General features: G+C 73.2%; 14 protein-coding genes. 6 read left to right on the top strand and 8 right to left on the bottom strand.

Going from position 1 to position 15429, the window contains the following annotated elements; genetic code table 11:
- Window positions 1-89: 89 nt before the first annotated feature.
- The 7 genes from ACFYU0_RS24120 to ACFYU0_RS24090 form a co-directional block, all read right to left on the bottom strand.
- A complete protein-coding gene (locus tag ACFYU0_RS24120; RefSeq protein WP_389304065.1) occupies window positions 90-1682 on the bottom strand; it encodes a dipeptide ABC transporter ATP-binding protein in 1593 nt (530 codons plus the stop codon).
- Entirely contained in the window at window positions 1679-2677 is a 999-nt protein-coding gene (locus ACFYU0_RS24115) for an ABC transporter permease (protein WP_351662494.1), read from the bottom strand. Before ACFYU0_RS24115 ends, ACFYU0_RS24120 begins: the two co-directional genes overlap by 4 nt.
- Window positions 2674-3756: an ABC transporter permease gene (locus ACFYU0_RS24110; RefSeq protein WP_351662492.1), complete on the bottom strand. Its 1083-nt coding sequence runs from the start codon at window positions 3754-3756 to the stop codon at window positions 2674-2676. The genes ACFYU0_RS24115 and ACFYU0_RS24110 overlap by 4 nt, the downstream gene beginning before the upstream one ends.
- A 4-nt stretch (window positions 3757-3760) precedes the next feature.
- Entirely contained in the window at window positions 3761-5479 is a 1719-nt protein-coding gene (locus ACFYU0_RS24105; protein WP_351662490.1) for an ABC transporter substrate-binding protein, read from the bottom strand.
- Window positions 5480-5658: 179 nt separating this feature from the next.
- Window positions 5659-5754: an Ms4533A family Cys-rich leader peptide gene (locus ACFYU0_RS24100; RefSeq protein ID WP_351662488.1), complete on the bottom strand. Its 96-nt coding sequence runs from the start codon at window positions 5752-5754 to the stop codon at window positions 5659-5661.
- Window positions 5755-5810: 56 nt separating this feature from the next.
- Window positions 5811-7505 (bottom strand): DUF3152 domain-containing protein, encoded by a 1695-nt coding sequence (locus ACFYU0_RS24095; RefSeq protein WP_389304062.1) that lies wholly within the window; start codon window positions 7503-7505, stop codon window positions 5811-5813.
- Between the two features lie 6 nt (window positions 7506-7511).
- Window positions 7512-8507, bottom strand: coding sequence for an alpha/beta fold hydrolase (locus tag ACFYU0_RS24090; protein WP_389304060.1), 996 nt, complete (start codon window positions 8505-8507; stop codon window positions 7512-7514).
- A gap of 257 nt (window positions 8508-8764) precedes the next feature.
- Between ACFYU0_RS24090 and ACFYU0_RS24085 the strand changes: the two genes are divergently transcribed.
- The 4 genes from ACFYU0_RS24085 (at window position 8765) to ACFYU0_RS24070 (ending at window position 10616) form a co-directional block, all read left to right on the top strand.
- Entirely contained in the window at window positions 8765-9001 is a 237-nt protein-coding gene (locus ACFYU0_RS24085; protein ID WP_351662483.1) for a hypothetical protein, read from the top strand.
- A 168-nt stretch (window positions 9002-9169) separates the two neighbouring features.
- Window positions 9170-9811, top strand: a complete 642-nt coding sequence (locus tag ACFYU0_RS24080) for a TetR family transcriptional regulator (protein WP_199211900.1) — start codon at window positions 9170-9172, stop codon at window positions 9809-9811.
- 133 nt (window positions 9812-9944) lie between these two features.
- Window positions 9945-10172, top strand: coding sequence for a DUF3107 domain-containing protein (locus tag ACFYU0_RS24075; protein ID WP_351662481.1), 228 nt, complete (start codon window positions 9945-9947; stop codon window positions 10170-10172).
- Between the two features lie 171 nt (window positions 10173-10343).
- Window positions 10344-10616, top strand: coding sequence for a hypothetical protein (locus ACFYU0_RS24070; protein WP_351662479.1), 273 nt, complete (start codon window positions 10344-10346; stop codon window positions 10614-10616).
- Between the two features lie 69 nt (window positions 10617-10685).
- On the opposite strand, the gene ACFYU0_RS24065 is transcribed toward ACFYU0_RS24070, so the two are convergent.
- The gene (locus tag ACFYU0_RS24065) at window positions 10686-11441 is read right to left on the bottom strand and encodes a ferritin-like fold-containing protein (RefSeq protein ID WP_351662991.1); all 756 of its coding nucleotides are present in this window, start codon (window positions 11439-11441) and stop codon (window positions 10686-10688) included.
- A gap of 497 nt (window positions 11442-11938) precedes the next feature.
- On the opposite strand from ACFYU0_RS24065, the gene ACFYU0_RS24060 reads away from it, so the two are divergent.
- Window positions 11939-14338 (top strand): DEAD/DEAH box helicase, encoded by a 2400-nt coding sequence (locus tag ACFYU0_RS24060; protein WP_389304058.1) that lies wholly within the window; start codon window positions 11939-11941, stop codon window positions 14336-14338.
- Window positions 14339-14491: 153 nt separating this feature from the next.
- Window positions 14492-15379: an alpha/beta fold hydrolase gene (locus ACFYU0_RS24055; RefSeq protein WP_389304056.1), complete on the top strand. Its 888-nt coding sequence runs from the start codon at window positions 14492-14494 to the stop codon at window positions 15377-15379.
- Window positions 15380-15429 lie beyond the last annotated feature (50 nt).

The raw sequence follows: 15429 nt of genomic DNA, 5'->3' as shown, positions 1-15429 counted from the left end.
CCAAAAGGGGTGAACGGGCGTAACTTTCCGGTGCGGGTCGCGTTCCGTCGCGCTATGACTGCGGAAGGTGATCCTCCGCGCATGAAACGTTACGCCGCGGCCAACTCGCGCCGGATCGCACGCCGTTCGGCCGCGAGCCGCGGGTCGAGCGCGGGCACGGCGGCCAGGAGCTGCTTGGTGTAGGGCTCGCGCGGGGCGTCGTAGACCTCGTCCGCGGGACCGGACTCCACGATCCGTCCGTTGCGCATCACCGCGACCCGGTCGCTGACCTGGCGGACCACGGCGAGGTCGTGCGCGATGAACACGAGCGCGAGGCCGAGTTCCCGCTGCAGCTCGCCGAGCAGCGCCACCACCTGCGCCTGCGTGGTGACGTCGAGCGCGGAGACCGGCTCGTCCAGGACGATGACGCGCGGGTCCGCGGCGAGCGCCCGCGCGATGCCCACGCGCTGGCGCTGGCCGCCGCTGAACTCGTGCGGGTAGCGGTCGTAGTGCGCCGCCTCCAGCCCCACGCGCTCCAGCAGTTCGCTCACCCGCCCCCGGATGCGCCGTTCGTCGCGCTCCCCGCGCGCGCGGAGCGGGTCCGCGACGGACTCGCCCACGCTGCGGCGCGGGTTGAGCGAGGAGACCGGGTCCTGGAAGACCATCTGCACGGCCGGATCCACACCGGTGTGCGGGCGTCCGGTGCGGCGGATCGAGCCGGTGGTCGGCTCCAGCAGCCCGACCAGCATGCGGCCGAGCGTCGTCTTGCCGCTGCCGCTCTCCCCCACGACGCCCAGGGTCTCGCCCCGGCGGACGGTCAGCGAGACGTCGTCCACCGCCGTGAACGCGTGCTTGCCGCGCCCGAACTCGCGCCGCAGGCCGGCGGCCTCCAGTACGACCTCCCCGGCCGCCGGTGCGGCGGCCCGGGGCGCGTCCACCCGCGGGACGGCGTCGAGCAGCTCGCGGGTGTACGCCTGCCCGGGGGACGCCAGGACCGTGCCGACCGGGCCGTGTTCGACGGCTCTGCCGTGCCGCATGACCAGCACCTCGTCGGCGCTCTCGGCGGCGACCCCGACGTCGTGGGTGACGAGCAGCAGGCCCATGCCGGTCTCCGCGCGCAGCGTGTGCAGCAGGTCGAGGATCTGGGCCTGCACGGTGACGTCGAGTGCCGTGGTGGGCTCGTCGGCGATCAGCAGTTCCGGCTCGCAGGCGAGCGCCATGGCGATCAGGGCGCGCTGGCGCATGCCGCCGCTGAACTCGTGCGGGCGGGAGCGGGACCGCCGTGCCGCGTCCGGGATGCCGACCCGGTCCAGCACCTCGACGGCACGCGCGCGTGCGGCGCGACGCGACACGCGCGTGTGCACGCGGTGGACCTCGGCGATCTGGTCGCCGATCGCGTAGTACGGATCGAGCGAGGACAGCGGGTCCTGGAAGACCATGGCCGCCCCGGCGCCGCGCAGCCGGCGCAGTTCCTCGTCCGAGGCCTGCCGTACGTCCGTGCCCGCGACGCGGACCGAGCCGCCGACCCGTGCCCCGGTGCCCCGGTGCAGGCCCAGCAGGGCGCCGGCGACCGTGGACTTGCCGGAACCGGACTCGCCGACCAGCGCGAGGGCCTCGCCCCGTTCCAGCCGGAAGGACAGGCCGTCCACGGCCCGCAGGGACCCGAACTCGACCGTCAGGTCCGTGACTTCGACCAGGCTCATGCGAGTACCACCCGTCGGTCGGCCACCGCGTACAGGACGTCCGCGACGGCGTTGGCGATGACCACGAAGAAGCCGATGACCAGGACCATGCCGACGACGACCGGCAGGTCGACCACCTTGACCGCGTGGACCAGTTCCTGCCCGATGCCGGGGAGCCCGAAGAGGGTCTCGGTGAGGACGGCCCCGCCGACGGCTCCGCCGAAGTTGTTGGCGTTCAGCGCGATGACCGGCGCGAGCGCCCCGCGCAGGGCGTGCCGTCCGACGACCGCGCGTTCGGAGACGCCGTAGGCGCGGAAGGTCCGTACGTGGTCCTCGGCGAGGGTCTCCAGCATGGCCGCCCGGGTCAGGCGGGCGAAGGCCGCGGCCTCGATGAGGGCGAGCGAGAGCCAGGGCAGCAGCAGGTTCCACGCCCACTGCTCGGGATCGTCGGTGAACTTCACGTACTGCGGGAACGGCAGCAGCCGCAGCTCACCGCAGACCACGATCATCAGGACCAGGCCGATGACGAAGACGGGGGTGGCCGTGCCCGCGAGGGTGACCGCGGTCAGCGCCCGCTCGGTGAACCGGCCGCGCCGCCAGGCGGAGAGCACCCCGGTGCCGACGCCGAGGACCAGCCAGATCACCATCGCGCCCGTCACCAGTGACAGGCTGACCGGGAGCTTGGTCAGGATGACGTCGGTGACCTGCCGGTCGCTCTGGTAGGAGAGCCCGAGGCAGGGCGCCGGGCAGTGGGCCACCGAGGTGCCGGTCGAGTAGTCCTGGCCGACGACTATGCCTTGCAGGAAGTGCCAGTAGCGCAGGTACAGGGGGTCGCCCAGGTGGAGCTGCTGGGCGACCTGCTGGACCTGGGCCGGCGAGCAGCGCGGGCCGCAGCTGATCTGGGCGACGTTGCCGGGGGTGACGTAGAAGACGACGTAGATGATCACCGAGATGGCGAGCAGGGTGATCAGGGCGCCGACGGTGCGGCGCAGCACGAAACCGCCGAACCCGTTCACGCGGCGCCCTCCTTGCCGGATCCGGCCGCAGCACCGGCGTGGTCGCCGGTTCCGGCCGTGCCGTCGTCGGCCCCGCCGGTCCCGGCCGCCGCCCTGCCCTCGCCCCTGGCGCCGGTGCCGACCCGCAGCCGCGAGGCCGCGCGCGGGTCCAGCGCGGTGCGCACCCCGTCGCCGAGGACGGTCAGCGCGACGACGGTGACGAAGAGGGCCCCGGCGGGCAGCAGCAGGTACTGCGGCGCCGCCTGGTACCAGACGTCGGCGGCGGTGAGCATCTGCCCCCAGGAGGGCGTGGGCGGCTTCACGCCCACGCCGAGGAACGACAGGGCCGCCTCGATCGAGATGTTGATGGGGACGAGCAGGGCCGCGTAGGTGATGACGGGCGCGGCGAGCCCGGGCAGCAGTTCGCGGCGGGCGATCCGCCAGGTGCCCCAGCCGCTGAGCCGGGCGGCGGCCACGTGGTCGAGCCCCTTGAGGGTGAGGGTCTGCGCGCGGGTGATCTTCGCGATGTTGCCCCAGGCGATCAGGCCGATCACGAAGGTGACCAGCACCGGCCGGGGGAAGCTGGTCGGGACGATGGCGAGCAGCGCCAGCGCCATGATCATCAGCGGCAGGGCGACGATGATGTCCGTGAGCCGGCTCAGCAGCTGGTCGACGAGCCGGCTGCCGAGCGCCGAGGCGACGCCGATCAGCACGCCGAGGGCGACCTGGATCGCGGTCGCGGCGAGCGCGACCCCCAGCGACACCCGGGCCCCGTAGACCAGCCGGGCGAACAGGTCGCGTCCGGTCTGCGGCTCCACGCCCAGCCAGTGGCCGCCGCCGGCGCCGCCGAACGAGCCGACGGGCACGCCCCCGCGCGCGGAGTCGATCAGCGACGGGTGGTAGGTGGTGGGGTCCTGGCCCTCCAGGGCGGTGAGCAGCGGCGCGGCGAGCGCGACCAGGACGAGCAGCGCGACGACGGCCGCGGCGACCAGTGCGGCGCGCTGCGACCGCAGCCGCCGCCAGAACTGACGGGCCCCCGAGGCTCCCGGGACGGCGGTGTCCGTCCCGGGGGCCTGGGTGGCGGCAAGTGCCTCGCTCACGGCGTCACTTCACCGCGACCTGGGAGATGTCGAGCACGCCGGTCCAGTCGCTGATGACGATGTTCCGGACGTCCTCGCCGTACAGGCGCTTGTAGACGGGGTGGAACAGCGGCACCACGAGGGCCTTCTCGCCGATCTTCTTGTCCAGCGCGCCCCACCGCTCGGCGGCCGCGTCGAGGTCGGTCAGCTTGTTGATCGCGTCGATCTCGTCGTTGACCGACGTGTCGTCGAGCAGGCCCGTGTTGAAGTTCGCGCCGTCCTTCACGATCTGCCGGCCGTCGAAGATGGGGGCGAGGAAGGGGCCGCCGGAGGGCCAGTCGGCACCCCAGTGGGCGAGGAAGAAGCCCGGCTCGGTCTTCACGCTGTGGATCTTGTCCGCGTAGTCGTTCTCCTCCAGGCCCTGCAGCCTGACCGTGATGCCGGCCTTCTTCAGGGCGTCCTGGATCGCGGTCGCGATCTCGGGGCTGGTCTCGAAGTCCTTGCTGTTGGAGTGGGTCAGCGTGACGGTGAGGCCGTTCTTGTGGCCGGCCTGCGCGAGCAGTTCCCTGGCCTTGGCCGCGTTGCCGGACCTGCCGGCCGGGAACGGGTCGTAGGGCGTGTACCCGAAGGACTTCTGGTCGGGCAGGAAGGTGGTGGCGGGCTCGGCGAGCGCGCTGCCGCCGGCCGCGTTGACCACCGAGGACCGGTCGATGGCGTAGGAGATCGCCTGCCGCACCCTGGGGTCGTCGAAGGGCTTCACCTTCGGGTTGAAGGCGATGTAGTTCGTGTAGCCGAAGTGGCCGGTGCCCACGCGCGCGGCCAGGTCCTTGTCGCCGGTGACCTTGGCGAGTTCGGCGGGGCCGAGGTTGGTGTCCGTGGTGACGGCGGCGGCGTCCGCTCCCTGGGACGCGGACAGCCGCTGGTTGATCACGGAGGAGTCGAGGCCGGAGCGGACGTCGATGGTGTCCGGGTAGGCCTTGCGCTCGGCGTCGACGGCCGTGGACCAGTGGGTGTTGCGCTTCAGGACGAGGTGCTCGCCGTCGTTCTCGTTGCTGACGACCTTGTAGGGGCCGGACGAGACCGGGTGCTCCTCGTACTTCGTGCCCGTGTCCTTGGCCTTCGGCACGGGCGTGAACTGGGTCTGGGTGGCCAGGTACGGGAACTCGCCCTCGGGCTTGTTCAGGTGGAAGACGATGGTCCGCTCGTCCGGCGTCTCGATCGCCGACAGGCCCTTCTTGTCCTTGTACGGACCCTGGTAGCCGGCGGCGCCGACCAGCCAGTCCCGCAGGTAGGGCGCGCCGCCGGACAGTTCGGGCGCGAAGGAGCGCTCGATGCCGTACTTGACGTCGGCGGACGTGATCGGGGTGCCGTCCTCGTACTTGAGGCCCTTGCGCAGCGTGTACGTCCACACGGTCGCGCCCTTGCTGGGCCGCCCGGTGTCGGTGGCGAGGTCAGGGACGACCTTCGCGCCGGCCGCGCCGCTCTCGCGGTTGCGGGTGGTGAGGGTGCGGAAGACGAGCGAGGGGACGTTGCCGCCGCCGGAGGTGTACAGGCGGGCGGGGTCGAAGTCCTGTTGCGGGTTCGAGTTCAGCACCGTGAGGGTGCCGCCCTTGTGCGGCGCGGAGTCGCCGGCCGAGCCCTTGGCATCGGTGTCCTGCGGACCGCAGGCGGCGACGCCCGCTGCCACGACCAGGCTGACGGATGCCGCTGCCACGCGGCGCGCTGTGACGGACGGTTGACGCATCGGAATGACGACCTCTCGGGGCTGATCGAGGATTTCTCGACAAGTGAGACGGATGAACGAGGAGTGAGACGACTGCGGACAGACGTCGGCCCCGGCGTCGGGTCGTCGAAGACACCCGTGACACGGTCACGGACGGGAAAAAGGGAAGAAGTCGCGACGCGAACGCCAGGGAGGCGGCGTCAGCGACAGTGGATGTCGGCCACGCAGAGCGCGGTCACACCGAACAGCGCCAGCTCGATGGCTGCGCTGCGCGAGACGGTGTGACGGGACCACATGCCGAGAAATATGAACGAACATGCGACTCATGTCAAAGTGACATAAGCGCCTCCCGTCAACTCCTGGGATACGGCCAGGGGTTGGGTCTGCAGTGGATGCCGTCGTGGTCGAGGAACTTGGTCTGCTGCTGCATGACCGGCGCGAGTTCGCCGTCCTTGTCACAGGTCACATGGCCGTGGCCGAGCCGGTGACCCACTTCGTGATTGATGAGCATTTGCCGGTATGCGTGGATTTTGTCCCCGTATGTCTCGCTGCCCTGCGCCCACCGGTAGGCGTTGATCATCACGCGCTCGGTGGACGCCGAGTCGCAGGAGACGTTGTCCTCCGTGGTGTCCAGGCCGGACTTGGCGCACCACTCGGCGGTGGTGCCCGGACTGGCCAGCGTGATCACGAAGTCCGGCTTGCCGGAGGAGACCCGCTCGAAGGTACGGGCACCGTCGTGGGCCCAACTGCGGTCGTCGTTCAGCGTCTTCTGCACGGCCTCGGCGAACAGCGCGCCGTCCAGGTCGAGCCCCTGCTCGACGTCCACCCGGTAGGTGTACTTCTGCCCCTTGCCGGGCGCCCTGTCGAGGCCCGGGACCGCGTCGAACTTGCCCGAGCCCTTCAGCTTGGCGCTCAGCGGATACGTCCGGGCCATCTTCTGGTCGTACGTCAGCGCCGCCACATGGGGCGCGGCGCCGGGCGCCGTACCGCCGGGGGCGGCGTCGCCCGACCGTCCGGCCGTGGACCGGGCCTGGACGCCGCTGTCCTCGTGGCCGTCGGCGACCTGCCCGGCGACGACGATCGCCAGTGCGGTGGTGACGGCGGCGGCCGCGATACCGGTGAAGGTCCGGCTCCTGCCGCCGGACCGCGGCGCGGGCACGGCGGTCTCGGGCCCGTCGCCGCCGGGACCGGAACCCGCCCCGGCAGCGGCCCGGTCCGTGTCGGAGTCGTGCGGCCCCTGGCCGCCGCCCTGATCGGCACGGCGGCCGGATCCGGGCTCGAAGACGTCTATGTCCTCGTCGAAGGCGTCCAGGTAGTCCTGCCGGGGGCCGCCCTTGCGCCGCTGCCGCGGGAGGGCCGCGCCGGGGCCGGCCGGGCCCCGCCTGACGCCGGCTGCCGCGGAGGCCGCCGGTCCGCCGGGGGCCCCGGGCCGCCCGCCGGGAGCGGTCCCGGCATCGCCGGCCGCCCCCTTGAACTCGCCCCAGCCGCCCCCGGCCTCACGCTGCTCGGGATGTCCGCCACGGGCCCGGAAGGCGCCACCGCCGACCCGCGGCACTCCCTGGGCGGGCGTCCCGTCGGGCAGCCGCGGCACCCCACGGGCCGGCGTGCCGTCCGGAAGGCGCGGCACGCCGTGCGCGGGAGTCCCGTCCGGGAAGCGCGGTACTCCTTGCGCCGGTGTCCCGTTCGGGAACCGCGGCACACCGTGAGCCGGTGTCCCGTCCGGGAAACCCGGGAGACGGGGCACTCCTTGGGCCGGCGTGCCGTCCGAAAGGCGCGGCACGCCCTGCGCGGGAGTCCCGTCCGGGAAACGGCGCACACCACGCGGGGCCGTGCCTGGCGGGAAGGCGGGTGTCCCCGGCGCCGGACGCGGCGGGGCCCCCTGGGCGCCCGGGCCGCCCGCCGGGGCCTGCCGCTGGCCGGGCAGCCGGACCTCGCGTCCTTCCGCCTCGCGGCCGGCCGCGGGGGCCGCGCCCCGCGTCTCTCCCTGTGCGTTTGTGTCCACGGAGTCGCCCTTGGGGGCCGCTCCGCGGCGACTGTGGCGTCCCACCAGCCCTCAGCTCTCCGTGTCCGTGTCGGCGGCCGTGTCGCCGCCCGGTGTCCCGGCCTGCGCGAGGAGTTCCCGGAACGCCCCCGCGACCAGTTCCGGATACTCCATCATCGCCACGTGCCCCGCCTCCGGCAGCGACAGCAGACGCGAGTCGCGGAAGGAGCGGGCGGCCTTGCGGGCCATGCGGAAGCCGACCAGTTGGTCGCGACCACCGTAGATCAGGAGGGTGGGGGCGAGCACACGCTCGGCCTGGCGCCACAGCCCGTGCTGTCCGCCCAGGGTGTAGGCGTTGACGATACCGCGCGCGGAGCGCGCCATCGCGTCCCAGAAGTACGGCAGTTGCTGCCGCCGCTCCAGTTCCTCCACGGCGTGCCCGAACGCCTCGGGCGACACGCGCCCCGGGTCGCCGTAGCAGAGCGCCATGACCCCGCGCACCCGCTGCTCGGCCGTCCACTCCCGGGTGAGCCTGGTGAACAGCGCGGCGATGCCGGGGACGCCCAGCAGCCCCGTCGGCACCGCGGTCCGCTGGATCCGCAGCTCCGGCAGGGCGGGCGACACCAGGGTGAGGGTGCGGACGAGGTCCGGCCGTACGGCGGCCACGCGCGTGGCGACCGCGCCGCCGAGGGAGTTGCCGAAGAGGTGCACCGGGCCGCGGCCGGCGGCGTCCAGACAGCGGATGACCGCGCGCGCGTGCCCGGTGATCGAGTAGTCGCCGTCGTCCGGAGGCGGGGAGTCGCCGAAGCCGGGCAGGTCCACGGCCTCGCCGTCGACGACGCCGTCCAGTTCCGCCATCAGCGAGGACCAGTTCTGCGAGGAACCGCCGAGTCCGTGGACGAAGAACGCCGGCGGCAGCCCCGCGCGCGCGGGCGGCCGCGAGCGCAGCGACAGGGTGACCCCCGGCAGTCCCACCGTCCGCAGCCGCTCGCCCTCGCCGACCCGGACGGGCGCGACCCTGGGAAGGACACTTGCGGCCGGAACGGACGGCGACTCGGTCGAAGACATGCGGCAATGTTACGAGACGATCACATAGCGGCTCATGTGTTCGCCGTCACAGATTGCACCGGTGCGTCACGGACACAGGACCGGGAACGCGGCGCGGACCCGGACGAGGTGACGCCCTCTTCCGGACCCGCGCGATCACACGGCCGACCGACGTCCATGGCATGGCACCGGGATCAGGTGTCTCCTAGGCTCGTACAGAGGGCACCCGGATGTGGCCCCTGCCGGTTCCAGGGACGTTCGTAGGAAGGGAGCCCACCATGACCCACGACTCCATCGAGGACCCGATCGAGCCCGAGGCGATCGAGGACCGGGAGAACGACGACTCCACGGACATCGACGTCGAGGCCCCCGAGGTGGACTCCGCCGAGCAGCACAGGGACATCGCACCGGAGCACGACGACCCCCTGACGGACGTGGACCCGGCCCGCGGCAACGAGGCCGATCTCGTCGAGCAGCGGCGCGTCGTCTCCCTCGACGAGGACGACTACCGCTGACCCCGCGGCCGGCCCGCGGAACCCGTTCGGCCGCGCCAGGGGGACGTCAACCGCTTTCATCGCCGTCCGGTCCGTGAAATTCTGCGCTCGCACCGCGCACAGCACGGTTACCGAAAAGTACGATGGCCGCGCGGCCTACGCCGCACGTGGACGACTTTGGGAGGCGGCGTGACAGCCATCGAGCAGACTGAGGCGGCACGCCCACGTGGCACACGGCTGCCACGCCGAGCCCGACGGAACCAGTTGCTGGGCGCCGCCCAGGAGGTCTTCGTCGCTCAGGGCTATCACGCCGCGGCGATGGACGACATCGCCGAGCGGGCCGGCGTCAGCAAGCCGGTGCTCTATCAGCACTTCCCCGGCAAGCTGGACCTCTACCTCGCGCTGCTGGACCAGCACTGCGAGGCGCTGATCCAGTCGGTGCGCAACGCGCTCGCCTCGACGACCGACAACAAGCAGCGCGTCCGCGCCACCATGGACGCCTACTTCGCCTACGTGGAGGACGACGGCGGCGCCTTCCGCCTGGTGTTCGAGTCGGACCTGACGAACGAGCCCGCGGTGCGCGAGCGCGTCGACAAGGTGACCAACGACTGCGCCGAGGCCATCTGCGACGTCATCGCCGAGGACACCGGTCTCTCGCGCGCGGAGTCGATGCTGCTGGCCTCCGGTCTCGGCGGCCTCGCCCAGGTGGTGGCGCGCTCCTGGCTGCACAGCGACCGCAGCGTGCCGCGCGACCAGGCGGTGCAGCTGCTGACCTCACTGGCCTGGCGGGGCATCGCAGGCTTCCCGCTGCACGGCCTCGATCACCACTGACGTTCATCTGTTCCCCCACGGTGTTCGCTGATGGCGTTCCGGCCCGCGGCGTCTACGTCCCCTCACCGGGCTAATGTGTGCTGGTACGGCGCGGAAGATCGCGCACAGCACTGACCGTCGGAGGGACATAGCCGTGGAGGTCAAGATCGGCGTGCAGCACGCGCCCCGCGAGATCGTTCTGGAGAGCGGTCAGAGCGTCGCCGAGGTCGAGCGCGTGGTGGCTGAGGCCCTGGCCGGAAAGACGCCGCTGCTCAGCCTCGAGGATGAGAAGGGCCGCAAGGTCCTGGTGCCGGCGGACCGTCTGGCGTACGTGGAGATCGGCGAGCCGACCGTCCGCAAGGTCGGCTTCGGCACCCTGTAGGTCTCGTTCGGCGGAAGGGGCCCGGCGGCATGTGCCGCCGGGCCCCTTCCGCCTTCCGTCCGCGCACGGATGGAGCACAAGTCGTCCACAGAGGAGGGTTGCACTCCGCAGGTCACGGGTAGGACGGGCTACGACCGCGAAGCACCGGCCGGCCGTGGGAGGGACCCGGAGATGATCCTGGAAGCACTCGGATCGGCATTGGTCGGTCTGCTCCTCGCCTGGGCGGCGACGCAGCGGCTGGCCCACCGGCTTCCCGCCCCCGCCCTGGTCTTCGCGACGGGTGTCGCCGGCGCCCTCTTCGGCGACTTCGTCACCCACAGCGCGCTCGGTCCCGGCACGGCCCTGCTGAGCCTGCTGGGCGCGGCGGTCGTCTCGGCGGCCTCGCTGTCCCTGCTGCTCCGCCCGGCCGGCCGCCGGCTGCGCCGACGATCGATCCCGGCGTAGCGGGCCGCGCCGCCGAGGGGGCGCGTACCGCCCCCCGACCGCAGCCGCCCCGGACGCCGGGCCGCGGCCTCAGGCCGCGAGGCCCAGCGCGGCCATCCGCTTGGTGTGCGCCTCGGTGATACGGGAGAACATCCGGCCCACCTCGGCGAGGTCGAACCCGTCGGCCACACCGCCCACGAGCATCGTGGACAGCGCGTCCCGGTCGGCGACCACGCGCTGCGACTGCGACAGCGCCTCGCCCATCAGCCGCCGCGCCCACAGCGCCAGCCGCCCGCCCACGCGCGGGTCCGCGTCGATCGCGGCGCGCACCTTCTCCACCGCGAAGCCGGCGTGCCCGGTGTCGTCGAGGACGGCCAGGACCAGTTCGCGTGTGTCGGCGTCCAGGCGGGCCGCGACCTCCCGGTAGAAGTCGCTGGCGATCGAGTCGCCGACGTAGGCCTTGACCAGGCCCTCCAGCCAGTCCGACGGCGCCGTCTGCCGGTGGAAGCCGTCCAGGGCCGCCACGAACGGCTCCATCGCGGCGGTCGGCTCTTCGCCGATCTCGGTCAGCCGGTCGCGCAGCCGCTCGAAGTGGTGGAACTCGGCCGACGCCATCTTGGCCAGCTCCGCCTTGTCCGCGAGCGTCGGCGCCAGCTTGGCGTCCTCCGCGAGCCGCTCGAACGCCGCGAGCTCGCCGTACGCGAGCGCTCCGAGCAGGTCCACGACCGCGGCGCGGTACTGCGGGTCGGCGGAGGCCCGGGTCCAGTCCTGGGCGGCGATGCCGGTGGGTCCGGCCGCGGCGGCGGACGCGTTCTCAGGCTTGTCAGAGCTAGTCATGAGGCGCAGAATAGTCCGCTCGTCCTGCCCCGGAAGCCCATGGCCGAGCAGTGTGACGACGACTACGTGAGCAAACCGGCCATCGCATGTGCGCGATTCCGGGGTATGGTGGTAATGCGCCTGGCTGAGTGCGTCGACGATGTTCGACGCGTCCCGACAGGCCGCACGCATGAGGATGCCCGGTCGGTGGCCCGATCGGCTCCGACCCGACAGCCCTCCCCGGCCGTACGGCACATACGTACGTCGACCGGAGGGACACCCTCAGCGGTACGAGCGCTAGAGCGTCGGCAGAGGTCCCGTGCTTTACGGCTGACCCGAGTGGTTCGCCCGTATGGCAACCGACGTCCCCCGGCACGGTCCGTCAAAGACCCCCGCGCTCGCCTCGCGCCGCGCCACACAGAAGAGGCAGCACCCTGACTACGACGTTTCGAGACCTCGGAATCCTTCCCGAGACGGCCGAGGCCCTGGAGGCCGTCGGCATCGTCACTCCCTTCCCCATCCAGGAGATGACGCTTCCCGTAGCCCTGTCCGGCACGGACGTCATCGGCCAGGCCAAGACCGGCACCGGCAAGACGCTGGGCTTCGGCCTCCCGCTCCTGGAGCGCGTGACGGTCCCCGCCGACGTGGAGGCCGGCCGCGCCGCCCCCGAGGCCCTGACCGACGCCCCGCAGGCGCTCGTCGTCGTTCCCACGCGCGAGCTCTGCCAGCAGGTCACCAACGACCTGCTCACCGCCGGCAAGGTGCGCAACGTGCGCGTCCTCGCGATCTACGGCGGCCGGGCCTACGAGCCCCAGGTCGAGGCCCTGAAGAAGGGCGTCGACGTGGTCGTCGGCACCCCGGGCCGGCTCCTGGACCTCGCGGGCCAGAAGAAGCTGAACCTGAACCACATCAAGAGCCTGGTCCTCGACGAGGCCGACGAGATGCTCGACCTGGGCTTCCTGCCCGACGTCGAGAAGATCATCAACATGCTTCCGGCCAGGCGCCAGACCATGCTGTTCTCCGCGACCATGCCGGGCGCGGTCATCGGCCTCGCGCGCCGCTACATGTCGCAGCCGACCCACATCCGCGCCACCTCGCCGGACGACGAGGGCGCCACGGTCGCGAACATCAAGCAGTTCGTCTACCGCGCGCACTCGATGGACAAGGCCGAGATGGTCGCCCGCATCCTGCAGGCCGAGGGCCGCGGGCTCGCGATGATCTTCTGCCGCACCAAGCGCACCGCCGCCGACATCGCCGAGCAGCTCGAGCGGCGCGGCTTCGCCTCCGGCGCGGTCCACGGCGACCTCGGCCAGGGCGCGCGCGAGCAGGCCCTGCGGGCCTTCCGCAACGGCAAGGTCGACGTCCTCGTCTGCACCGACGTCGCCGCGCGCGGCATCGACGTCGAGGGCGTGACCCACGTCATCAACTACCAGTCCCCCGAGGACGAGAAGACGTACCTGCACCGCGTGGGCCGCACCGGCCGCGCGGGCGCCAAGGGCACGGCGATCACGTTCGTCGACTGGGACGACATCCCGCGCTGGCAGCTCATCAACAAGGCGCTGGAGCTGGGCTTCAGCGACCCGGCGGAGACGTACTCCAGCTCCCCTCACCTGTTCTCCGACCTCGGCATCCCCGAGGGCACCAAGGGCATACTGCCGCGTTCGGAGCGGACCCGCGCCGGGCTCGACGCGGAGGTGCTGGAGGACCTGGGCGAGACCGGCGGCCGCGGAGCGCGCGGCCGGGGCCGGGGTGGCCGTGGCGGCCGCGCCGAGTCCGGTGCCGCCCCGTCGGCCGAGAGCGAGCGCCCGGCCCGTACCCCGCGCCGTCGCCGCCGCACGCGCGGCGGGGCCCCGACGGACGCCTCCACCGCTCCGGCGCCGGCCGCCGAGTCCGGCACCGCCGAGGAGCCCTCTGGAGCCCGTACCCCGCGCCGTCGTCGCCGCACGCGCGGCGGGAGCGCGGCCGAGCCGGTGACGGCCGCTGCCGCGACCGTCGAGACGCCCGCCGTCGCGACGCCCGCCGTCGACCCGGCCGCCGTCGCGACGGTGGACACGGCCGAGGGCCCGGCCACCGTGGACACCCCGGAGAAGCCGCGCCGCCGCCGCACGCGGAAGGCCGCACAGCCGGCCGAGACCGCCGCTGCCGAGGCGCCCGCGGTCGAGACGCCCGTGGCGGAGTCCGCCCCCGTGGTGGCAGCGCCCGAGGCCGTGGTCGAGGCCGCCGAGCCGAAGCCGCGCCGCCGGACCCGCAAGACGGCGGAACCGGCCGCCGAGGCCGCCGTGGACACCGCGGAAGCCACGGAGACCAAGCCCCGCCGCACCCGCAAGACCGCCGCCGCCGCACCCGAGGTGACGGAGACGGAGACTGAGGCGAAGCCCCGCCGGACCCGCAAGACCGCCGCTGCCGCCGAGGCCGCCGCGGACACCGCGGAAGCCACCGAGGCCAAGCCCCGCCGCACCCGCAAGAAGGCGGTCGCCGCTCCGGAGACCGCCGAAGCGCCCGAGGCCGAGGCCAAGCCGCGCCGGACCCGCAAGACCGCCGCTGCCGCCGAGGCCGCCGCGGACGCCGCGGAAGCCACCGAGGCCAAGCCCCGCCGCACCCGCAAGAAGGCGGTCGCCGCTCCGGAGACCGCCGAAGCGCCCGAGGCCGAGGCCAAGCCCCGCCGCACCCGCAAGACCGCCGCTGCCGCCGAGGCCGCGGTGGACGGGGCCGAGGTGGCCGCGCCCAAGGCACGGCGGACCCGCAAGGCCGTCGCCGAGGCGGCCGTCCCGGAGATTCCGGCACAGGCCACCGCCGAGCCGGAGGCCAAGCCGCGCCGCCGGACCACCCGCAAGGCGACGGCGCCCGCCGCCGAGTCCGCCGAGGCGGCTCCGAAGGCGCGCCGGACCCGGAAGACGGCGGCCGCAGCGGAGGCTCCCGAAGCCTGATCGGCGTACCGGCGCACCAGCCGGACGGCACGACGGCATCGACCGGACGGCCCGGCCCACCTCGGTGGGCCGGGCCGTCGGCGTTCCCTCCCCGCCTCCGACCGGCACACGGCCCGTCACCCGCCGGGCGGCGACGCCGGTTAGCCTCTTCCCATGAGCAGGCCTGCCACCTTCGCCCCGCCCGCCGGTGCCCGCGCGTACTCCCTGCGGACCGCGCGCGGCGAGTTCGCCGTGGTCGACGCGCCCGTCGCCGACGGGGTCGAACCCCGAGGGGTCGCGCTGCTGCTGCCGGGCTTCACCGGCAGCAAGGAGGACTTCAACCCGCTGCACGTGCCGCTGGCCGAGCGCGGGTACCGGACCGTGGCCGTGGACGGGCGCGGGCAGTTCGAGACGGACGGTCCCGAGCACGACGAAACGGCCTACGTCCAGGAGGAGTTGGCGAAGGACGTACTCGCGCAGGCGGCGGCCCTCGGGGCGGCGCCGGTGCATCTGCTGGGGCACTCGCTGGGCGGGCAGGTCTCGCGCGCCGCCGTGCTGCTGGACCACTCCCCCTTCGCCTCGCTCACCCTGATGGCCTCGGGGCCCGCGCAGATCTCGGTCTCCCAGCAGCAGCGCGTGAAGCTGCTGCGGGACGCGCTCGCGGTGATGACGATGGCCGAGGTGTGGGACGCGATCCAGGCGATGGAGGCGCCGGAGGAGACCGCCACCGGCGGACTGGACGGCGGCCTCGACAACCGGGCCGACCTGCGGCGCCGCTGGATGGGCAACAAGCCCGCCCAACTCCTGTCCACCGGACGCCAGTTGTGCTCCGAGCCGGACCGGGTCGCCGAACTCGCGGCCGTGCCGCTGCCGTTCCACGTGCTGTCGGGCGCGCTGGACGACACCTGGCCGCTGGCCCTGCTCGACGACATGGCGGTGCGGCTGGGGGCCCGGCGGACGGTGGTCGAAGGCGCCGAGCACTCCCCCAACACCGACCAGCCCCTCGCCACGGCCCGCGCCCTGGCCGACTTCTGGGACACCCACCCCGCCCCCACCGCCTGACCGACGGCACGCACCCGGCCGGGCGGACCGGCGGCTCGGGGCCGGCGTCG

The organism is Streptomyces sp. NPDC003720, assembly GCF_042875075.1.
Classification (GTDB): Bacteria; Actinomycetota; Actinomycetes; order Streptomycetales; family Streptomycetaceae; genus Streptomyces.
The sequence above is the reverse complement of the archived record's forward strand: the minus strand, read 5'-3'. Positions and strand labels throughout refer to the sequence as shown.

Bases quoted from the DNA above. Each gene is read 5' to 3' on its own strand.
- ACFYU0_RS24055 (WP_389304056.1), top strand. From the start codon at position 14,492: ATGAGCAGGCCTGCCACCTTCGCCCCGCCCGCCGGTGCCCGCGCGTAC.
- ACFYU0_RS24070 (WP_351662479.1), top strand. From the start codon at position 10,344: ATGATCCTGGAAGCACTCGGATCGGCATTGGTCGGTCTGCTCCTCGCC.
- ACFYU0_RS24085 (WP_351662483.1), top strand. From the start codon at position 8,765: ATGACCCACGACTCCATCGAGGACCCGATCGAGCCCGAGGCGATCGAG.
- ACFYU0_RS24100 (WP_351662488.1), bottom strand. From the start codon at position 5,754: ATGTGGTCCCGTCACACCGTCTCGCGCAGCGCAGCCATCGAGCTGGCG.
- ACFYU0_RS24120 (WP_389304065.1), bottom strand. From the start codon at position 1,682: ATGAGCCTGGTCGAAGTCACGGACCTGACGGTCGAGTTCGGGTCCCTG.
- ACFYU0_RS24090 (WP_389304060.1), bottom strand. From the start codon at position 8,507: ATGTCTTCGACCGAGTCGCCGTCCGTTCCGGCCGCAAGTGTCCTTCCC.
- ACFYU0_RS24060 (WP_389304058.1), top strand. From the start codon at position 11,939: ATGACGCTTCCCGTAGCCCTGTCCGGCACGGACGTCATCGGCCAGGCC.
- ACFYU0_RS24105 (WP_351662490.1), bottom strand. From the start codon at position 5,479: ATGCGTCAACCGTCCGTCACAGCGCGCCGCGTGGCAGCGGCATCCGTC.